The organism is Streptomyces sp. OZ13, from assembly GCF_052068155.1.
GTDB lineage: Bacteria > Actinomycetota > Actinomycetes > Streptomycetales > Streptomycetaceae > Streptomyces.
On sequence record NZ_JBQHCZ010000018.1, the window covers coordinates 1 to 20,290 of the forward strand.

Here is a 20,290-nt window from a genome sequence, read left to right on the forward strand (position 1 = left end):
CGATGTCGCATCGGCCCGACTCCCCGCCGATGTATCGGACTTGACCAAGCCCCCCAGCGCCTGGGTGAACCCCTGACACACTGGACCGAGCGCCACCGGTTCCCAGAGTGCGAGACGGCGGTGCCCAGTATGCGAAACACCCCTTGGTGCCGACGCCGCCTTCTGCCACGATCCCTAGCAATCAGGTAGGAAAACTAGGGATCAGGGGGTGGCCGTGGGAACGTTCGACCGCACAGACCGGTCACTGCCCCTCCTGACCTCGCGTCGTCACATCGACCTCGGCCGTACGTCCAGTGCCATCTGTAGGCCTCTCCAGCGCCGCAGAACCTGACTCGCCCAGAAGCGAGTTCCCTGCCCGCCGCCCCAACTCTGTCGGCGGTTCGGGCGCCCTCGGCCGACCACGCCCCCGTTCCACTTCCCGGCCCGCGCCGGCATGCCTGCCGCCGACGGCCGCGGAGTGGAGTGCTGCCGCGCGCCGAGAAGCGCCACGCGTTTCGTCTTCGCACCTCCCTGCCCTGCCGCCTGAAAGGACACCGTCGTGTCTGCCGCAAGACCGCTCACCGCCCTGCGCACCATCACCGCCACAGCCGCGCTTCCCCTCCTGCTCACCGCGTGCGGCTACGGTTCCGAGTCCACCGACGACGGCAAACGGACCGAGGTGGCCGCGGACGCCAAGAAGCTGTCCACCGACGAAGTGAAGATCGGTTACTTCCCCAACCTCACGCACGCCACCGCTCTGGTGGGGGTGCAGGAAGGCCTGCTCCAGAAGGAGCTCGGCGGCACCACGATCAAGGCGTCCACTTTCAACGCGGGCCCCTCCGAGATCGAGGCGCTGAACGCCGGCTCCATCGACATCGGCTGGATCGGCCCGTCGCCCTCCATCAACGGCTACACCAAGTCGAAGGGCTCGAACCTGCGCATCATCAGCGGTTCCGCCTCCGGCGGCGTGAAGCTCGTCGTCAACCCCGACAAGATCAAGTCCCTGGACGACCTCAAGGGCAAGAAGATCGCCACCCCGCAACTCGGCAACACCCAGGACGTCGCGTTCCTCAACTGGATCGCGGAGAAGGGCTGGAAGGCCGACGCGCAGAGCGGCAAGGGCGACGTCTCCGTGGTCCGCACCGAGAACAAGGTCACCCCGGACGCCTACAGGTCCGGTTCCATCGACGGCGCGTGGGTGCCGGAGCCGACCGCGTCCAAGCTGGTCACCGACGGCGCGAAGGTACTGCTCGACGAGGCCGACCTGTGGCCGGACAAGAAGTTCGTCATCACGAACATCATCGTCCGGCAGGAGTTCCTGAAGGAGCACCCGGACGTCGTCGAGGCCGTGCTGCGCGGCTCGGTGAAGACCAATGAGTGGATCAACGCCAACCCGGAGAAGGCGAAGGCTTCCGCGAACGCGGCGCTGAAGAAGGATTCGGGCAAGGCTCTGCCCGCCGACGTCATCGACCCGGCCTGGAAGTCCATCACCTTCCTCGACGACCCGCTGGCCTCCACCCTCAACACCCAAGCAGAGCACGCCGTCAAGGCCGGTCTGCTGGAGCAGCCCGACCTCAAGGGCATCTACGACCTCGCACCGCTCAACAAGGTCCTCAAGGCCGAAGGCAAGGACGAGGTCGACGACGCCGGCCTCGGCGCCGAGTAGCCGCAGGTCCCGGAGGAGGGACCCGTGGCCTCATCGCAGTGACTGAACGGCGTAGAGGGCGCCGAAGACTGCGGCGAGGGCGCCGAGCAGCAGGCGCAGTGCGGTCTCGGGCAGGCGGGACTGGAGGTGCGCCCCGAGGTAACCGCCCACCAGCCCGCCGAAGCCGCAGGCCAGCCCGAGGTACCAGTCGGGGGCGACGTCCCCGGAGCCGGTCAGGGACAGCAGCGCGAAGGTCGCGGCGCCTGCCACGGAAGTGACGAAGGTGGAGGCGAGGGCCGCCGGGGCGACCTGACTCACGGGCATGCCCCGGCCGACCAGGACGGGACCGAGGACGGAACCGCCGCCGATTCCGTAGATCCCGCCGACGATGCCGACGGCCACGGCCAATCCGGTGATGGTGCGGGGGGAGGGCTCCGCCGCCGGGGCGGCCGGGGCCGGCCGGAGGGTGCGGGCGATCAGCCACAGGCCCAGCGGCATCAGCAGTCCGGCCACGAGCAGGCGGAAGACGGTGGGGCCGGGGACGGCGAAGACCCGTACCACCGCTCCGATGACCACGCCGGGCAGGGTGCCGATCACCAGGCGGCGGGTCAACGGGCTGTTCAGCAGGCCCCCTCGGCGGTAACGCAACAGGGCGCCGGGCCCGGCCACCACGTTGTACAACAGGTTCGTGGGGGTGACCGCCGGACTGGGTACGCCGAACACGCTCAGCTGCACGGGCAGCAGGAACACCGCACCCGAAACCCCCACGGGCGCGGTCACCACCGCGATCATCAGGCCGACGGCCGTTCCGTACAGTTCCGCCGACCCTGCCACTTCGGCCCCCGATCTCGAACGTCCGCCCAGTATCGCCACCTCGCATCGACGCCCCGTCGAAGGGTTCCCTGCTACCGGGCGTTCGACTGCCTCGTGCTCGTCCCCGAGGTCACCGATCCCGCCCAGCTCTTCGCGAAGGACGTGACACGACCGGAGATCCGACCGGTCGCCCATACGGACGCGCCTCCCGTGCAGCAGACGGGAGGCGGTGTCGTGAGCATCGATACGGCGCGACACGTCGCAGAGCCGGACGGACGCGAACTCGATCTCACCTGCCTGGAGTTCGGACTGCTGGCCCAGTCCTCACCGTGCGGCGTGAAGGCCCCGACACCGCCCCTTGCCACGGGGCTTGAGGTAGCCACCGCCGGCCATCGCGCTGGATGCGCGCGCCGTCCCACCGCGTACGGGTACACCCGGCCCACGGCACCGGCTCCGCAGGGGCATCGCTCCCGCACCGGAGCCGGTGCTGTCGTACGTGGAGCGGGCGGTCCCGCCCGCACGAGGGGTCCTGCGCGCGCCGACGGGCGGGCCCGCAACACGCCATGTCGCTGGGGTCGCGCGGGTGTCACACACGGCGCGGCGCCAGAGGAAGGGCGACTTCATCGGCGGTGTGCGCCGGCGGTCTGCGTCCGCATCGTGGTCACCCGGACTCCAGGATACGGGCGACAGAGTGGCGGATCTCGGTGACCTGCTCATGAAACCCCAGCTCAGGCGGGTCCGTGGGAGGCATCAGGTGGCGCAATACTGCGGCAACACCATCGGAGCGGATCTCCTTGTACGTTCCCTGTCATGCCAGCCGAACCCGCCCCCGCCGCTCTTCCGGTAGCCGCCGCGCGCCGCCGGCGGCTGCGTGCGGACCGGGCCCGGCACATCGCAGACCTCTTGCGGCACCAGATCCTGGCGGGGAGCTTCCCCGGCGGGATCCTGCCCCTCGAGGACGTCATCGCCGCCGACTACCGGGCCAGCCGCAACACCGTCCGGGAGGCCCTGGACCTGCTGCGCGACGAGCAGCTCGTCCACCGGCAACCGGGCGTCGGCACCGTGGTCGTCTGCGAGAAGTACCCGCACGGACTGGACCGCCTCCAGGGCCTGGCCGAGACCCTGCACGAGCACGGCCGGGTCACCAACGAGGTACGCACCGTCGGACCGGTCACCGCCCCCGGCCCGGTCGCTCATCGACTGGGCCTGCCCGAGCACACCGACGTGCTCTGCATCGAGCGGCTGCGCCGCCTGAACGGCCTGCCTCTCTCGCTGGACCTGTCCTACCTGCCCATGGACGTGGGCGGTGAACTGCTCGGCAGCGACCTGGAGAACACGGACGTGTTCCGGCTCCTGGAGTCGTTGACCGGCGGCCCGCTGGGCCATGCCGAGATCACCCTGGAAGCCGTCAACGCCGACGCGCACTGTGCCGCGGTACTCCAGGCCCCGCGCGGGGCCGCCGTACTGATGCTGGAACGACTGACCTGTCTGCCCGACGGGCGGCCGGTGGACCTCGAGTTCATCCGGTTCCGCGGCGACCGCATCACCATGAGCGGCGTGCTGCACCGCTCCGTCCGGGACTGAGCCCACCCTTCCTTCCGTTCCCCGCCGTTCCGGTTCTGCCGGGCCCCTTGGAGACCAACCATGCCTCTCGTACCGCAGCGCGCCGACGTGCCCGTGACCATCGACGAGTCCAAGTGCATCGACGGCTGCACCCTCTGCGTCGACATGTGTCCGCTCGATTCGCTCGCGATCCGCGAGGACAACGGCAAGGCGTACATGCACGTGGACGAGTGCTGGTACTGCGGTCCGTGCGCGGCCCGGTGTCCCACCGGCGCAGTCACCGTCAACATGCCCTACCTGCTCCGGTGAAAGGCCGAACCTTCATGCCCCGCAAGAGAAGCCGCCTCCTGTCGCTCCCCCCGGTCGCCCTGCTGCTCCTGCCGATCGCCGCCTGCGGTGGCACGGCCGACGCCGACGGCGACGGGAAGACGGTCACCGTGACCGTCGGCTACCAGTCCAAGACCATCAACACCGTCACCGCCGGCACCCTGCTGCGCTCACTCGGCTACTTCGAGGATGAGCTCGCCGCCCGCGGGAAGAAGGACGGCGTCTCCTACAAGGTCGACTGGCAGGACTACGCGACCGGCGCCCCTATCACCGCCCAGATGACGGCGGGGAAGATCGACATCGGTTCGATGGGCGACTTCCCCCTGCTGATCAACGCGGCCCGTGGCAAGGCGCTCAAGCAGCCGACCAGACTGGTCGCGGTCACCGGATACAACATGCGCGGCGGCCTGAACACCGTGGTCACCGCACCCGGTTCGCCCCTCCGGTCGCTGGCCGACCTTCGCGGCAAGAAGGTGTCCACGAGTGTCGGTTCGGCCGCCGACGGCACCCTTGTCCGGGCCCTGCGGCAGGCCGGCATCGACCCGGACAAGGGCATCCAGAAGCTCAACCAGCAACCCAGCGTGGGTGCTTCGGCTCTGGCCGCGGGCAGCGCCGACGCGCTGTCCCAGTTCGTCGCCTGGCCCGGCAAGCTGGCCTTCGAGGGCCGGGCCACCGCTCTGTACGACGGGGCGGAGCTGAACCTGCCGACCTTCCACGGGGTCACGGTCCGGGAGAGGTTCGCCAACGAACGGGCCGGCGTCCTCGACGACTTCCTCAGGGCACAGCGCCGTGCCACCGACCACCTGCGCGCCCAGCCGGTCGCCGCCGCCGAGTCGGTGGCAGAGACGACGGGGCTGCCGGCCGAAGTGGTCTACCTCTACAACGGCGCCAACGGCATCGCCACCTTCGACCCGGAGCTCCGCCCGGAGTTGATCGCCGCTCTCAAGGAGGACGTCCCGGTGCTGAAGGCCGCCGGGCTGGTGCGCGACGTCGACGTGGACGCCTTCGTGGACCCGGCGCCGCTGAAGCGGGCCGTGCGGGACTCCGCCTACCCGAAGGCGGGCACCGTGAAGCCCGAGCTGTGGCTGAACGGCGAGACCAGCACCCGCACCTTCGACAGTCCCAAGGAACTGCTGAAGGCGGCCAACGGCGCCGACGTGCGGGCCGCCTATGTGCCGGACGCCCTGACCGGCACCCCTTGGTTCGCGCACAAGTCGGTATGGGTCGCGGACGACTCCGAGCTTCACGCCTTCGTCACCCGGGCAAGTGCCGAGAAGTTCACCGGCCGGAACGCCGGAGCGAGGATCATCAGCTACGCGGACGCCGTGAGGCTGGCGTCATGAGCCTCGGCCGTCGGCTGCTCCGCGTGGCCTCGTTGGCCGCGGCCCTCGGAACGTGGCAGTTGCTGACTTCCCTGGACGTCAACGTGTGGCTGCGCTTCGAGCAGTTCCCCACAGTCGGTGAGGTCGCGTCCGCCTTCGCCGACCGGATCGGCACCGGTCCCTACTGGCAGGACCTGGGCCACAGTCTGCGCCGGATCTTGCTGGGATTCCTGCTGGCCGCGGTGCTGGGGGTGGCGACCGGCACGGCCATCGCCCGGTCCCGATGGGTTTCCGACCTGCTGGGGCCGCTGGTGGAGGTGGTGCGGCCCGTGCCGGCGATCGCCCTGGTCCCGGTCGCCATCCTGCTGCTGCCCACCAACGAGCAGGGCATCGTCTTCATCACCTTCGCCGCCGCCTTCTTCCCGGTGGTGGTGTCGACCCGGCACGCGGTCCGGGCACTGACCCCGGTCTGGGAGGAGGCCGTGCTCACCATGGGCGGCGGCCGGCTGAGGGTGCTGTTCTCCGTGGTGCTGCCGGGCGCCCTGCCGGGCATCTTCGGCGGCCTGTCCGTAGGCATCGGCGTCTCGTGGATCTGCGTGATCTCCGCGGAGATGATTTCCGGCGAGTACGGGGTGGGTTACCGCACCTGGCAGGACTACACGATCGTCGACTACCCGGCGGTGTTCGTCGGCATGGCCACCATCGGGGCCCTCGGATGGCTCACCTCCACCACGGTGGAACTGCTCGGCCGTCGCGCCACCTCCTGGCTGCCCCGCCCGGCCGGGCAGGGAGGTGCCGGCGCACCGCGTCCGGGTTCCCGCAGGTCCCGCCGTGCTCCTGGCGACGTGGGCGCCGAACCCACCGCCGGGATCCGTACCGCTGTTCCCCGGAAGGAGCCCGTCTCATGAGCACGGCGACCGTGCCCACCGCCCCCGTGCCGAGGGGCGCCGAACTCACCCTGCACGACGTACGGCTCGGTCACGCGGACGGCGCCGCCCTCCCCGGCACGATCGCGCTGCGGATCGCGCCAGGAGAACTGCTTGCCGTGGTGGGGCCCTCCGGCTGCGGGAAGTCCACTCTCCTGCGCACCCTCGCCGGCCTGCTGCCTCCGCTGGACGGGCGGGTCACCCAGGACGGTGAGCCCCTCGGCCGGCCCGCCGCCGACCGGGCGCTGGTCTTCCAGCACGATGCCCTGCTGCCCTGGCGGACCGTCCGCGCCAACGTCGAACTGCCGCTGGCGATCCGCAGGGTCCCCCGGGCCGAACGGCGGCGGTCGGCGGGCGAATGGCTGGAGCGGGTCGGTCTGGCCGGACATGCCCACAAGCTGCCGCACCAACTGTCAGGAGGACAGCGGCAGCGCGTCCAACTCGCCCGCGCCCTGGCCGGCCGGCCCCGGGCGGTGCTGATGGACGAACCCTTCGGCGCACTCGACGCGCACACCCGCGCCGGGATGCAGGACCTGCTGGTCGACATCTTGCGCGGCACCGGCGCGACCGTCGTCTTCGTCACCCACGACGTCGACGAGGCCCTCTACCTCGGCGACCGGATCGCCCTGCCGGCAGGCGGGCAGGTGCTGGACGTGCCCCACCCGCGTGACCGCGATGCACAGCACTCCTCCGGCACCGCCGAACTGCGGCGCCGCATACTCGAATCCCTCTGAAAGGCAGTGCCCGTGGACACCCTGGTGGACGCCCCACTGACGGTCCCGGCCCTCGCGGACGCGACCGAACTGTCCTGCGACGTCCTCGTCATCGGCGGTGGTACCGCCGGCACCATGGCCGCGCTGACCGCCGCCGGACGCGGCGCGCAGGTGCTGCTGCTGGAGAAGGCGCACGTGAGGCACTCCGGCGCTCTGGCCATGGGCATGGACGGGGTCAACAACGCGATCATTCCGGGGCGGGCCGAACCGGACGACTACGTCGCCGAGATCACCCGCGCCAACGACGGCATCGTGGACCAGTCCACCGTCCGGCAGACCGCGACCCGTGGCTTCGACATGGTCCAGCGCCTGGAGTCGTACGGGGTGAAGTTCGAGAAGGACGAGCACGGCGAGTACGCCGTCCGCCAGGTACACAGGTCCGGCTCGTACGTGCTGCCGATGCCGGAGGGCAAGGACGTCAAGAAGGTCCTCTACCGGCAGTTGCGGCGGCGCGAGATGCGGGAGCGGATCCGCATCGAGAACCGGGTCATGCCGGTCAGGGTGCTGACCCACCCCGACGACGGCCGGGCCATCGGCGCGGCCGGGTTCGACACCCGCACCGGCGCGTTCGTCACCGTCCGGGCGGGCGCGGTGATCCTGGCCACCGGGGCGTGCGGCCGGCTCGGTCTGCCTGCCTCGGGCTACCTCTACGGAACGTACGAGAACCCGACGAACGCGGGCGACGGTTATGCCATGGCCTACCACGCGGGGGCCGCGCTCACCGGGATCGAGTGCTTCCAGATCAACCCGCTGATCAAGGACTACAACGGACCGGCCTGCGCGTACGTCGCGAACCCGTTCGGCGGATACCAGGTGAACCGTCACGGCGAGCGGTTCGTGGAGTCGGACTACTGGTCCGGTCAGATGATGGCCGAGTTCGCTGCCGAACTCGCCTCCGACCGGGGCCCGGTGTACCTCAAGCTCAGCCACCTGCCCGAAGAGACCATCACCGCCGTCGAATCGATCCTGCACACGACGGAGCGGCCCACCCGTGGCACGTTCCACGAGGGCCGCGGCCACGACTACCGCACCCACGACGTCGAGATGCACATCTCGGAGATCGGGCTGTGCGGCGGGCACTCAGCCTCCGGGGTACGCGTCGACGCGCATGCCCGCACCACCGTGCCCCGGCTGTACGCGGCCGGCGACCTGGCCTGCGTGCCGCACAACTACATGATCGGCGCGTTCGTGTTCGGCGACCTGGCCGGTGAGGACGCCGCGCGGTACCGGGCCTACGAGGGAGAACTCCCCCAGGACCAGCTGGCCGCCGCCCACGAGCTGGTCTACCGGCCGCTGCGCAACCCGGACGGGGCGCCGCAGCCGCAGGTGGAGTACAAGCTGCGGCGGTTCGTCAACGACTACGTGGCACCGCCGAAGACGGGTGCGAAGCTGTCCCTGGCAGTGGAGGCGTTCACCCGGATGTCGGAGGAGATCGCCGGGATGGGGGCGCGGACCCCGCACGAACTGATGCGGTGCGCGGAGGTCACCTTCATCCGGGACTGCGCGGAGATGGCCGCCCGGGCCTCACTGGCACGGACCGAGTCCCGGTGGGGTCTCTACCACGAGCGGCTGGACCACCCGAAGCAGGACGACGCGGGCTGGCTGCACCACCTGGACCTGCGCAAGTCGCCATCAGGGGCCATGGAGTTCACCGCCCGACCCGTAGAGCCGTACGTGGTCCCGGTGCCGGAGTTCGCGCCGGCACCGGGACCGGAGCGGCGGCTGGGCGAGGTCACGCTGGTTCCGGTGGCCACGGCCGGTTCACGGGACGTCGCCCCGGCCGCCCGCCCGGCCGCGCCCGCGACGGCCCCGGTGCCGGCGCGCCAGGAGCTCTCCGCGCCCGGCCCTGCCCTGCTCCGCCTCGTCTCCCTCGCCGAGGAGTCGCCCGACCTGGACGCGCTGCGGCCCTACCTGACCAACGCCGACCCGGCGGTCCGGGTGGCCGCCGTGGCGGCCCTGGGCGAGACCGTGCCGACCGGAGCCGGCCCTGCACTCGCCGAGCGCCTGCGGGACACCGCACCCCAGGTCCGGGTGGCCGCCGCGGCGGCCCTGCGCGAGCTCGTCGAAGTCCTGCCCGCCGAGCCGGCGTTCGGGGCCGGTCTGCGGGAGGCGCTGGACGTCGACGATCCGGCCGTCCGCGCCGCCGCCCTCGACGTACTGCGGGCTCTGCGGCTGGGCGATGCCGGGATGTACGCCGCCGCGCTCGACGACACGGACATCGAAGTCCGCATCACCGCCGTCCGGGGCCTGGTCTCGGTGGACGCGGTCCCGGAACTGGCGGCTGCCGCCGCCGACCCGGCCCGCGAGGTCCGGGTCGCGGTGGCCCGCGGCCTCGCCGCTGTGCACGCCCCGGTCCCGGCTCCGCTCGATCCGCTGCTGGACGACGCCGACTCGCTCGTGCGGAGTGCCGCGCTGGCCGCGCTGGCCACCACCGGCTGCCCTCCCCACTACGCCGAACTGGCCTCTGCCGCCCTCGACGATCCCGCCTGGCAGGTCCGAGCCGGCGCCGCGGCCGCCCTTCGGGCGGCCTCGCCCGCCCAGGCCGTCCCCCCTCTCGCCAAAGCCCTGGCCGACCCGAACGCGGACGTCCGCAAGGCCGCCGTGCTCTCCCTCCTCCCCCACCGCGCCGACCCCGAAGCCGGCGCCGCCCTCGCGACCGCCACCACCGATCCGGACGCCGACATCCGCGCATACGTGTCCCGCGCGGTCTCCTGACGCGACGGACATGCCGGAGCCGCACACGCGGCTCCGGCAGATGCGATCGGGCCCGGCTACCCGCACCCCCTCGTCGGCGATCGTGCGGGTCGGCGGCGCCGAGCGGGGCAAGGCGGTCATCATCCTCAACCCCGCCGAGCCGCCGCTGATGATGCGTGACACGGTCTTCGCCCTGGTCACCCTGCCCGAGGGCGAGGACGGCGAGACCGCGAAGGCCCGGATCACCGAGTCGGTCCACAAGATGGTCGCCGAGGTCTCGGCGTACGTACCGGGCTACCGGATGGTCCAGGACGTCCAGATCACCGCGATCCCGGCCGACCAGCCCGTCGAGACCCTGCTCGCCGACGACGCGACCACGCGGCCGACCCATCAGGTGTCGGTCTTCCTCAAGGTCGAGGGCGCGGGCATGTACCTCCCGGCGTACGCCGGGAACCTCGACATCATGACCTCGGCCGCCGTGCAGATGGCCGAGAAGATCGCCGCCGCGAAGGAGGCCACGCAGTGAGCACCCCGATCTTCGTCCAGGACGTCACCCTCCGCGACGGCATGCACGCCGTACGGCACCGCATCACGCCCGACGACGTCAAGCGCATCGTCGTGGCCCTGGAGGAGGCCGGTGTCGACGCGATCGAGGTCGCCCACGGCGACGGCCTCGCCGGCAGCTCGCTCAACTACGGCCCGGGCTCGCACACCGACTGGGAGTGGATCGAGGCCGCCGCGTCGGTCCTGAGGACCGCCCGTCTCACCACCCTGCTGCTGCCGGGTGTGGGTACCGTCCACGAACTCGAGCGCGCCTACGAACTCGGCGTCCGCTCGGTGCGGGTGGCCACCCACTGCACCGAGGCCGACGTCTCCGCACAGCACATCGCCGCCGCCCGCGAGCTGGGCATGGATGTCTCCGGCTTCCTGATGCTCTCCCACATGGCCGAACCCGAACAGCTCGCACAGCAGGCCAAGTTGATGGAGTCGTACGGTGCCCAGTGCGTCTACGTCACCGACTCGGGCGGCCGGCTGACGATGAACGACGTCGCCGCCCGGGTGCCGCGCCTACCGCGACGTCCTCGAACCGGCGACCGAGATCGGCATCCACGCGCACGAGAACCTCTCGCTCTCCGTGGCCAACTCCGTGGTCGCGGTCGAGAACGGCGTCCACCGCGTCGACGCCTCCCTCGCCGGACACGGCGCGGGCGCGGGCAACTGCCCCATCGAAGCCTTCATCGCCGTCGCGAACCTCTCGGGCTTCAAGCACAACTGCGACCTGTTCAAGCTGCAGGACGCAGCCGACGACATCGTCCGCCCTCTCCAGGACCGCCCGGTACGGGTCGACCGCGAGACCCTCACGCTGGGCTACGCCGGTGTCTACTCCAGCTTCCTGCGACACGCGGAGGCCGCCGCGCAGCGGTACGGCGTCGACGTCCGCGACATCCTGATGGAATCCGGCCGACGCCGACTGGTCGGCGGCCAGGAGGACATGATCCTCGACATCGCCCTCGGCCTGGCGGCCGGCCGCTGAACCCTGCTCCGTCGGTCGGTGCACGGTCGGCTCCGCCCCCGCGGACCGACCGACGGAGAAGATGAGTCCTTGGCCATTTACGGCCCCCGGAATCAGAACGAGGGTCGGACGAACGTCACGAGCGTCATCTCGGCGTCAGGACGCGGCACCTGACGCCCCGTGTGGCGTACGCCGTGCGGTTGGCCATGGTTCCCGCGGGGGCGAGTTCACCACGGCTGCGGGACCCGCCACGAGGACGGAGCCCGCAGCCGGTTGTTCGCCGGGACAGAGGTCAGCCGCTGACCGTGATGTTCGAGCTTCCGCTGCTTTGGTAACCCTCGGTGGCCATGATCATGTAGTACCTGAACTGGCCCATGTTCATGCCCGCGCGCGCCCAGGCGTCGAAGTGGTTGCCGGTAGTGATGGTGCCGGAGCCACTGGTCACCTTCGACTGCCGGACGCTCCAGTACTGGTCGAAGGTGCGGGTGCCCTCGACGGAGGGGGCGTTGTACCGCGTCGTCTTGTAGATGTCGTACGTGCCGCCGTCGCTGTAGACGGTGCCCCTGTACTCGCCGGTGGGCCGGTAGCTGCCCCAGTTGTCGACGATGTAGTACTCCACCAGCGGGTTCGACGTCCAGCCGTAGAGGCAGCCGTAGCCGTTGCCCGACGGGTTGAAGTAGCCGGTGTAGCGGACCGTCCTGCGCCCGCCGGTGCTCCAGCCCTTGCCGGCGACGAAGTTGCCGCAGTTGGTCCACCGGGTGCTGTAACTGCCGCCGCCGTTGAGCGTCATGGAGACGGAGCCGCCGCCGTCGGTCCAGAACGAGTAGTACATGCCGTCGTAGCCGGTCTGGTTGGTGGTGATGGTGGTGGCGGCGTGGGCGGTGCCCGGCAGCAGCAGTCCGGACGCCGTGGCGAGCGCGACGGTGCCGGCGCCGCCGAGGAAGCCTCGTCGGCTCAAGCCGCTGAAGGGAGCGGGGTTCTGCGTGATCTGATCCTGCTGCGTGCCGTCCTGCTGCATGCGTCCTCCCGATGAAGGCTGGTGGGGGCGGGTGGCTTCTGCTGCCCGCGGCCTTGCATGGAACACGGCGGGGGTCGCCCGTCGTCGTGCCGCAACGACCGACCGCCATCCCCGGTCACATGACGTGAGGGGAACGACAGTCTCCTGTCGTTCGGTGGCCACAGTTTTCGTAGAACGCCATGAGCCTGTCAACGCTTTCGACATTCTTTCGGAAACACTTCGATGACCAGAAAGGGCCTTGGCGAGTACGCCTTCGCTGGTCAAGCTACCTCTCACGCAAACCGTGGTGAGGGATGGAATGAGATGCGGAAGGGACGTAAAGCAAGCATGTATCCAACGTTCGAAACTTTCGAACGGGTGTGGACGCGACTGCGGCGCCCCGGAACGACTGCGCGCGAACGGCCTGGCAATGAGTCACCGCGTACGACGCGGCGTACTCCGTGACCGTCGCCTACGTCGAGGTGCGGTGCCGCGCCCGGACCCTCGAATCCGTCAGCCTCGCCCTGACGGACACCTCGGCTCCCTCGACCGCGGGGCGGCGACCGGACCGCGGGGCGGCGACCGGGATGAGCAAGCACACCACCCGTCGCCGGCTTCAGCGGATGGCCCGGGACAGTGAAATCACCTTCCGCTGCGACCTGGCCCACACCTCGCGGGGCTCGCGACGTGTTCCACCGCACGGTGGCCCCCCGCACCCATCAGAAGAAACAGCAGGTCAGCGGCCCTTTGCAGCAGGCTCAAGAATCGCCACGCACTCCACGTGATGCGTCATCGGAAACAGGTCGAACGCCCGCAGCGTCCTCGGCTTGTAGCCGCCCTCGCGGAAGTACGCCAGGTCGCGCGCCAGCGCCGCCGGGTCGCAGGCCACGTAGGCGATGCGGCGGGCGCCCAGCGAGGAAAGGTGCTTCACGGTCTGCTTGCCCGCGCCCGCGCGCGGCGGGTCCAGGACGATGATGTCCACGTCCGTGATGCCCGTGCGCGGGAGGACCGACTCGACCTTGCCCTGTTCGATGCGGACCCGCTCGAAGTGCTCGAGGTTGTGGCGGGCGTCCTCGACCGAGCGCTTGCCGGACTCGATGCCGAGGACCGCGCCCTGGTCCCCCACCCGGTCGGCGAGGGCGCCCGCGAAGAGGCCGACGCCGCAGTAGAGGTCCAGCGCCATGTCGCCCTTGCGCGGCAGCAGGCCCTGCATCACGGCCTTGACCAGCATGTCCGCCGCCTGCGGATGGACCTGCCAGAAGCCGCCCATGCCGACGCGGTACGTACGGTCGTCCGCGCGCTCGCGGACGAAGGCGCGGCCGTGGACACGGTGCACGCCCCCGTCGCGTTCCTCGACGCGGAGCACCGAGACGGGCTTGTCGAGTTCGACGAGGGGCAGCCGGCCGCCGGGGCGCGGGGTGAGGACGACCTGGCGGTCGTGGGAGCCGGTCGCCGCGATCGCCTCGACGGAGGCGATCTGCGGCCACTCACGCTTCTCGATGCCGAGTTCGCTGACGCCCGGCGCCGCGATCATGCAGTGGTCGATGGGCTGGACGTCGTGCGAGCGGTGCTTGCGCAGTCCGGCCCGGCCGTCCTCGTCGATCGCGTACTGGACGCGGGTACGCCAGGCCGGCACCTCGCCCGCCGGAAGCTTGTCCCCGGGGGCGGGCATGACGGTGCCGTCCCAGCCGGCCTCTTCCGGGGTCAGGCCCGCGAGGCGCTGGAGCTGCTCGGCGATCACCTCGCCCTTGAAACGGCGCTGGGCGCCCGGCTTGGCGTGCTGCCAGTCGCAGCCGCCGCACATCCCCGGGCCGGCGTACGGGCAGGGCGCCTCGACCCGGTCCTTGGAGGGTTCGAGCACGCGCACCGCGTCGGCGCGCAGGAAACGGGAGGTCTCCTCGCCCTCGGTGACGCGGGCGACGATCTTCTCGCCGGGGAGCGTGTGCCGGACGAAGAGCACACGCCCTTCCTCGGTGCGGGCGATGCAGTGGCCGCCGTGCGCGACCGGGCCGACCTCGACCTCGTACTCCTGCCCGACCAGCGACGTCTCGGGTGCGTTCTGCATGGTGGGGTGACTCCAGAGATCAAAGGGGTGCGGCACTGTACGGCGAAAGGACAACGACCGACCAGTCTACGTCCGCCGCGGAGTGCCTCACGCCTTGCCGCTCGGCTCCTTCGGCCGGCGGTCCACCGGCCCCCGCCGCACGGAGCCCGGGGCGTTCCAGTCCTGGCGCTTCCTGGCCCGCTGCTTCGCCGCCTCGGACGACGCCAGCTGGTACGGCACCGACGTCACCATCACGCCGGGCGTGAACAGCAGCCGGCCCTTGAGCCGCAGCGCGCTCTGGTTGTGCAGCACGTGCTCGTACCAGTGGCCGACCACGTACTCCGGGATGACCACGCTGACCACGTCACGCGGGCTCTCGCGGCGCAGGCCCTTCACGTACTCGATGACGGGCCGGGTGATCTCGCGGTACGGGGAGTCGAGGACCTTCAGCGGCACGTTGATCCCGCGCCGCTCCCACTCGGCCTGGAGCGCCTTGGTCTCCTCGGGGTCGACGCTGATGCTGACCGCCTCGAGCCGGTCGAAGCGCATGGCCTTGGCGTAGGCGATGGCGCGCAGGGTGGGCCGGTGCACCTTGGAGACGAGGACGATCGCGTGGACCCGGGACGGGCGCACGCTGTCCTCGCCCGGCTCCTCCGGTGCGGCGATCTCCTCGGCGACCCGGTCGTAGTGCTTACGGATCGCGCTCATCGTGCCGTAGAAGATGACCATGCCGAGCAGGGCCACCCAGGCGCCGTGGGTGAACTTGGTGGCGAGCACGACGACGAGCACGAGGCCCGTGAAGAAGGCGCCGAAGGTGTTGATCGCCCGGGAGCGGATCATGTGGCGGCGCTTGGCCTTGTCCCGCTCGGTCTTCAGGTGCCGGTTCCAGTGCCGGACCATGCCGGTCTGGCTGAGGGTGAAGGAGACGAACACGCCGACGATGTACAGCTGGATCAGCTTGGTGGAGTCGGCTTCGTACAGCCAGACCAGCAGGATCGCGGCGCCCGCCAGCAGCACGATGCCGTTGGAGAAGGCGAGGCGGTCACCACGGGTGTGCAGCTGCCGCGGCAGGTAGCGGTCCTGCGCGAGGATCGAGCCGAGCAGCGGGAAGCCGTTGTACGCGGTGTTCGCGGCCAGGAAGAGCACCAGAGCGGTGGCGGCGGCCAGCAGGACGAAGAAGAAGGTGCCGTCGCCGAAGACGGCGGCCGCGACCTGGGAGATCACCGGGTGCTGGACGTAGTCGGGGCCGACCGGGACGCCGTTCGCGATCAGGTCCTTCGCCGGGAACTCCGCCATCTTGACGTCGGTGGCCATGGCCAGGCCGATGATGCCGCAGAACATGGTGACGGCCAGGGCGCCCATCATCAGCAGCGTCGTCGCGGCGTTCCTGCTCTTCGGCTTGCGGAAGGCGGGGACGCCGTTGCTGATGGCCTCGACGCCGGTGAGGGCGGCACAGCCGGAGGAGAACGCGCGCAGCAGCAGGAAGAGCAGCGCGAAACCGGCGAGGCCCTCGTGCTCCGGCTTGATCTCGTAGTCGGCGGTCGGTGCGCGCATGGATTCGTCGAGGACGATCCCCTTGAAGGCGCCCCAGGCGATCATGAGGAACACGCCGGCGACGAATACGTATGTCGGAATGGCGAAGAGCTTGCCCGATTCCTTCACACCGCGCAGGTTCATCAGTGTGAGCAGAACGATTATCCCGATGGCGCAGAACACCTTGTGCTCGACGACGAACGGGATCGCGGAACCCAGGTTCTCCACTCCGGAGGAGATGGAGACGGCGACGGTGAGGACGTAGTCGACGAGCAGTGCGCTGGCGACGGTGAGGCCGGCCTTGGGGCCGAGGTTGGTGTTGGCCACCTCGTAATCGCCGCCGCCGCTGGGATACGCGCGCACGTTCTGCCGGTACGACGCGACGACCGTGAACATCAGGACCACGACGGCGACCGCGATCCACGGGCTGAAGTGGTACGCCGACACACCGGCGACGGAAAGGACCAGCAGCACTTCGCCCGGCGCGTATGCCACGGAGGACAGCGGATCGGAGGCGAAGACGGGGAGGGCGATGCGTTTCGGGAGAAGCGTCTCCCCCAGCTTTTCACTGCGCAGCGCCCGGCCGATCAGGATCCGTTTGGGAACGTCGGTCAGTTTGGACACGCTGAGGATCGTAAGCGCTCGTTATGAGCCAAGCCCAACCGGAGAGGCACAACCTGCGGGATCTTAACGCTTCCCATTCGTCCGGCCCCCTCGGCGGACGTGCGTACCCGGTCCGGGCCGTGGTCTGAGACCCTGTATTGCCTTGTAAAGCTTGTACCGCAACTGATTGAGCCGGAAGGACGGTCGTGCACATCGTCATCATGGGATGCGGGCGAGTGGGAGCCGCTCTCGCGCAGACCCTGGAGCAGCAGGGACACACGGTCGCCGTCGTCGACCGGGACCCCACCGCCTTCCGCCGTCTGGGATCCGGGTTCGGCGGCCGCCGCGTCACCGGGGTCGGCTTCGACCAGGACACCCTGCGTGAGGCGGGTATCGAGGACGCCGGTGCGTTCGCCGCCGTGAGCAGCGGCGACAACTCCAACATCATCGCGGCGCGGGTGGCGCGCGAGATGTTCGGCATCGAGAACGTCGCCGCCCGTATCTACGACCCCCGGCGTGCCGAGGTCTACCAGCGTCTCGGCATCCCGACGGTCGCCACCGTCCGCTGGACCGCCGACCAGATGCTGCGCCGGCTGCTGCCGTCCGGCGCGGAGCCGCTGTGGAGCGATCCGAGCGGCGGGGTCCAGCTGGCCGAGGTCTACACCTCACCGGCGTGGATCGGCCACAAGGTCAGCCGGCTCCAGGAGGAGACGGGGGTACGGGTCGCGTTCCTGACCCGGCTGGGAGAGGCGATCCTGCCGACCTCGCAGACCGTGCTCCAAGAAGGTGATCTTGTGCATGTGATGATGCGCACGGACGAGATCGCGAAGGTCGAGGAGGCCTTCACGGAAGGTCCTGAGGAGGGCGGTCACTGATGCGTGTCGCAATCGCGGGCGCCGGTGCGGTGGGCCGTTCCATCGCGGGCGAACTTCTGGAGAACGGGCACGAGGTGCTCCTCGTCGACAAGGCGCCGACCGCGATCTCGGTGGAGCGCGTGCCGCAGGCCGAGTGGCTGCTGGCCGACGCCTGCGAGATCACGTCGCTGGACGAGGCGGCGCTCCAGCGCTGCAACGTGGTGATCGCGGCGACGGGCGACGACAAGGTCAACCTCGTCGTGTCGCTGCTCGCCAAGACCGAGTACGGGGTGCCACGCGTGGTGGCGCGGGTCAACAACCCGAAGAACGAGTGGCTGTTCAACGAGTCCTGGGGCGTCGATGTCGCCGTCTCCACGCCGCGTCTGATGTCGGCGCTCGTGGAGGAGGCGGTGAGCGTCGGCGATCTGGTGCGTCTGCTGCGCTTCAGCCACGGCGACGCGAACCTGGTCGAGCTGACGCTGCCGCCGGAGTCGGCGCTGGCGGGGACCCGGGTGGGCGACGTGGCGTGGCCCGAGGACACTTCGCTCGTCACGATCATCCGCGGTTCGCGGGTGCTGACGCCGAGCCCCGAGGAGACGCTCGAGGCGGGCGACGAGCTGCTGTTCGTCGCGGCGCAGGCCCGTGAGGAACAGCTGGAGGACCTGCTGTCGGTCCGCCGTGAGGTCCCGCCGGCCTGACCGCGCTTCCCGTGATGACGCCCCCGGGGGCGCGTCCGCCCTGGTGAGGGTGGACGCGCCCCCGTGGCGCGTTCGCGGCGTGGTCGGCGGCGGGCGGTCTACGCCTCGCGCTCCGCGGCCTGCTTTCGGGCCTCCTCGGCCCGTTCCTCCGCCTCCATCTCCGCGAAGACGTCGATGGGCGGCGGGGCCTTCGCCAGGAAGACCCAGGTGAGATAGACCGCCAGCAGGAACGGCGGGATCTTCAGCGCGACCAGGACCCAGCCGAGCTGGGTCGTGTCGGCCCACCAGTACAGCGGGAAGAGGATCGCGCACTTGGCGAGGAGGATCAGTCCCCATGCCCAGCTGGCCTTGGCGTACGCCTTCTTGCGGCCGGGGTTGCGGGTGCGCCAGGAGAGGTTCTCCTTGAAGACCGGCCCGAGCATCAGGCCGATCAGCGGGACGCCGGCCAGCGTGGTCACGATGTAGGCCAGTGCCAGGCCGAGCGTGTAGAGCATGCCCGGCAGGTAGAAGTCCTTCGCGTTGCCGGTCATCATCGCGAACACGACGCCGAAGGCCACGCCGAAGACGCCGCTGAAGGCGTGCTTGACGGTGTCCTTGCGGATCAGCCGGACGGCGACGAGCACCAGGGCGACGGCGAGGGCCGCGATCGCCGAGAGGTGCAGGTCCTTGTTGACCGTGTAGATCGAGACGAAGAGCAGGCCCGGCAGGACCGTCTCCACCATGCCGCGCACGCCGCCGAAGGCCTCGAACAGCGCGGCCTCCGTCACGGTCTTCACATCCGCGTCGGTGTCCTGCTGGTCGTTGGTCGTAGGGGTCGGCTTGTCGACAGACGCCACCGGCTACTCCTGTCCGAGTGGTCGGAGTTCGTATTTGGGATTGAACAGCACCCGGCGGCCCTGGCTCATCGAGACCCGGCCGGAGGCGATCAGCCTGCGGCCCGGCTCTATGCCGACGATGGAACGGCGGCCGAGCCAGACCACGTCCAGCGGGGCCGTGCCGTCGAAGAGCTCCGCCTCCAGCGCAGGCACGCCGGCCACCGGACGCAGGGTGACCGTGCGCAACGTACCAGCGACCCTGACGATCTGACGGTCGCCGCAGTCGCAGATCCGGGTGCACCCCGATGCCTGTGCGTCCTCCTGGAGCTCCTCGGACTCGAGGTCCTGCTGTGAGCTGGAGAGCCGGCCGAGCATGCGCCGGAAGCGGCCGGCCGGTCTGGCCGACGTCTCGTCCTTCGCCGCCTTGGCGGAACGGGGTACAGCACTCATGCAGAAAGCCTACCGGCCCGCACCAGGACCGGATCAACGTTCGAAGCGGTATCCCATGCCGGGCTCGGTGACGAAGTGCCTGGGATGCGAGGGATCGGCCTCCAGCTTGCGGCGCAGCTGGGCCATGTAGACGCGCAGGTAGTTCGTCTCGGTGCCGTAGGAGGGGCCCCAGACCTCCTGGAGCAGCTGCTTCTGGCTCACGAGGCGCCCGGTGTTGCGCACCAGGACCTCGAGGAGATGCCATTCGGTGGGCGTGAGGCGTACGTCACGGCCGTCCCTGTGCACCTTCTTCGCCGCCAGGTCGACGGTGAAGCCCTCCGTCTCGACGGTGGTCACGTCGTCCTCGCCGCCGACGGGCTCCGCCCTGCGTACGGCGGCGCGCAGCCGGGCGAGGAGTTCGTCCATGCCGAAGGGCTTGGTGACGTAGTCGTCGGCCCCTGCGTCGAGCGCCTGGACCTTCTCGTCGGAGGAGTGACGCGCGGACAGGACGAGAATCGGGACGCGGGTCCAGCCGCGCAGCCCCTTGATCACTTCGACGCCGTCCATGTCGGGCAGCCCCAGGTCGAGGACGACGACGTCGGGGTGGTGTGCCGCTGCCGTCTCGAGGGCGCCGGCGCCGTCGGAGGCCGCGTCCACCTCGTACTTGCGTGCCTTCAGGTTGATCACGAGCGCGCGTACTATCTGCGGCTCGTCGTCGACCACGAGCACCCTGGTCATGTGCTGCCCGCCTTTCCGCCCCTG

The 20,290-nt window shown here is 70.2% G+C and carries 17 protein-coding genes and 2 pseudogenes; 12 read left to right on the forward strand and 7 right to left on the reverse strand.

All coding sequences use genetic code 11. From position 1 onward, the window contains the following. Positions 1-214 precede the first annotated feature (214 nt). Both ACTMTU_RS30190 and ACTMTU_RS30195 read left to right on the forward strand, forming a co-directional pair. Positions 215-331, forward strand: a complete 117-nt coding sequence (locus ACTMTU_RS30190; protein WP_441266711.1) for a putative leader peptide — start codon at positions 215-217, stop codon at positions 329-331. A gap of 207 nt (positions 332-538) precedes the next feature. Next, a complete protein-coding gene (locus ACTMTU_RS30195; RefSeq protein WP_441266607.1) occupies positions 539-1,645 on the forward strand; it encodes an ABC transporter substrate-binding protein in 1,107 nt (368 codons plus the stop codon). Positions 1,646-1,675: 30 nt separating this feature from the next. Here ACTMTU_RS30195 and ACTMTU_RS30200 read toward each other — a convergent pair whose 3' ends face one another. Beyond that, complete coding sequence (locus tag ACTMTU_RS30200) at positions 1,676-2,416, reverse strand: sulfite exporter TauE/SafE family protein (protein ID WP_441266712.1); 741 nt, start codon at positions 2,414-2,416, stop codon at positions 1,676-1,678. Positions 2,417-3,247: 831 nt separating this feature from the next. On the opposite strand from ACTMTU_RS30200, the gene ACTMTU_RS30205 reads away from it, so the two are divergent. The 8 genes and pseudogenes from ACTMTU_RS30205 (at position 3,248) to dmpG (ending at position 11,576) form a co-directional block, all read left to right on the forward strand. Continuing rightward, entirely contained in the window at positions 3,248-4,021 is a 774-nt protein-coding gene (locus ACTMTU_RS30205) for a GntR family transcriptional regulator (protein ID WP_441266608.1), read from the forward strand. A 60-nt stretch (positions 4,022-4,081) separates the two neighbouring features. Next, a complete protein-coding gene (locus ACTMTU_RS30210; RefSeq protein ID WP_125741086.1) occupies positions 4,082-4,309 on the forward strand; it encodes a 4Fe-4S dicluster domain-containing protein in 228 nt (75 codons plus the stop codon). 14 nt (positions 4,310-4,323) lie between these two features. Then, positions 4,324-5,670 carry an ABC transporter substrate-binding protein gene (locus tag ACTMTU_RS30215; protein WP_441266609.1) on the forward strand — a complete coding sequence of 449 codons (1,347 nt, stop codon included), beginning with the start codon at positions 4,324-4,326 and terminating at the stop codon, positions 5,668-5,670. Further along, on the forward strand, positions 5,667-6,557 hold the full coding sequence (locus ACTMTU_RS30220) for an ABC transporter permease (RefSeq protein WP_441266610.1): 891 nt from the start codon (positions 5,667-5,669) through the stop codon (positions 6,555-6,557). Before ACTMTU_RS30215 ends, ACTMTU_RS30220 begins: the two co-directional genes overlap by 4 nt. Next, positions 6,554-7,309, forward strand: coding sequence for an ABC transporter ATP-binding protein (locus tag ACTMTU_RS30225; RefSeq protein ID WP_441266611.1), 756 nt, complete (start codon positions 6,554-6,556; stop codon positions 7,307-7,309). The genes ACTMTU_RS30220 and ACTMTU_RS30225 overlap by 4 nt, the downstream gene beginning before the upstream one ends. 36 nt (positions 7,310-7,345) lie before the next feature. Further along, positions 7,346-10,063, forward strand: coding sequence for a fumarate reductase/succinate dehydrogenase flavoprotein subunit (locus ACTMTU_RS30230; RefSeq protein WP_441266713.1), 2,718 nt, complete (start codon positions 7,346-7,348; stop codon positions 10,061-10,063). A gap of 58 nt (positions 10,064-10,121) precedes the next feature. After that, a pseudogene (locus ACTMTU_RS30235) lies at positions 10,122-10,568 on the forward strand (acetaldehyde dehydrogenase (acetylating)); the annotation flags it as partial. Positions 10,569-10,609: 41 nt separating this feature from the next. Then, positions 10,610-11,576, forward strand: a pseudogene (gene dmpG, locus ACTMTU_RS30240) (4-hydroxy-2-oxovalerate aldolase). Between the two features lie 271 nt (positions 11,577-11,847). Here the strand turns inward: dmpG and ACTMTU_RS30245 are convergent. The 3 genes from ACTMTU_RS30245 to ACTMTU_RS30255 form a co-directional block, all read right to left on the reverse strand. Then, positions 11,848-12,573 carry a glycoside hydrolase family 11 protein gene (locus tag ACTMTU_RS30245; protein WP_441266612.1) on the reverse strand — a complete coding sequence of 242 codons (726 nt, stop codon included), beginning with the start codon at positions 12,571-12,573 and terminating at the stop codon, positions 11,848-11,850. A 715-nt stretch (positions 12,574-13,288) separates the two neighbouring features. Then, positions 13,289-14,617, reverse strand: a complete 1,329-nt coding sequence (locus ACTMTU_RS30250; protein ID WP_441266613.1) for a class I SAM-dependent RNA methyltransferase — start codon at positions 14,615-14,617, stop codon at positions 13,289-13,291. An 87-nt stretch (positions 14,618-14,704) separates the two neighbouring features. Next, a complete protein-coding gene (locus ACTMTU_RS30255; RefSeq protein WP_441266614.1) occupies positions 14,705-16,753 on the reverse strand; it encodes an APC family permease in 2,049 nt (682 codons plus the stop codon). Positions 16,754-16,938: 185 nt separating this feature from the next. Here ACTMTU_RS30255 and ACTMTU_RS30260 point away from each other — a divergent pair, with 185 nt between their 5' ends. Together ACTMTU_RS30260 and ACTMTU_RS30265 are read left to right on the forward strand one after the other, a co-directional pair. Then, positions 16,939-17,607 carry a potassium channel family protein gene (locus tag ACTMTU_RS30260; RefSeq protein WP_441266615.1) on the forward strand — a complete coding sequence of 223 codons (669 nt, stop codon included), beginning with the start codon at positions 16,939-16,941 and terminating at the stop codon, positions 17,605-17,607. After that, positions 17,607-18,284 carry a potassium channel family protein gene (locus ACTMTU_RS30265; RefSeq protein WP_441266616.1) on the forward strand — a complete coding sequence of 226 codons (678 nt, stop codon included), beginning with the start codon at positions 17,607-17,609 and terminating at the stop codon, positions 18,282-18,284. Before ACTMTU_RS30260 ends, ACTMTU_RS30265 begins: the two co-directional genes overlap by 1 nt. A gap of 98 nt (positions 18,285-18,382) precedes the next feature. On the opposite strand, the gene ACTMTU_RS30270 is transcribed toward ACTMTU_RS30265, so the two are convergent. The 3 genes from ACTMTU_RS30270 to ACTMTU_RS30280 are packed head-to-tail and all read right to left on the reverse strand — an operon-like array spanning position 18,383 to position 20,266. Further along, positions 18,383-19,120 carry a DUF3159 domain-containing protein gene (locus ACTMTU_RS30270; protein WP_159686014.1) on the reverse strand — a complete coding sequence of 246 codons (738 nt, stop codon included), beginning with the start codon at positions 19,118-19,120 and terminating at the stop codon, positions 18,383-18,385. A gap of 3 nt (positions 19,121-19,123) precedes the next feature. Then, positions 19,124-19,549 (reverse strand): OB-fold nucleic acid binding domain-containing protein, encoded by a 426-nt coding sequence (locus ACTMTU_RS30275; RefSeq protein ID WP_364589133.1) that lies wholly within the window; start codon positions 19,547-19,549, stop codon positions 19,124-19,126. A 33-nt stretch (positions 19,550-19,582) separates the two neighbouring features. After that, a complete protein-coding gene (locus ACTMTU_RS30280) occupies positions 19,583-20,266 on the reverse strand; it encodes a response regulator (protein WP_441266617.1) in 684 nt (227 codons plus the stop codon). Positions 20,267-20,290: the final 24 nt, after the last annotated feature.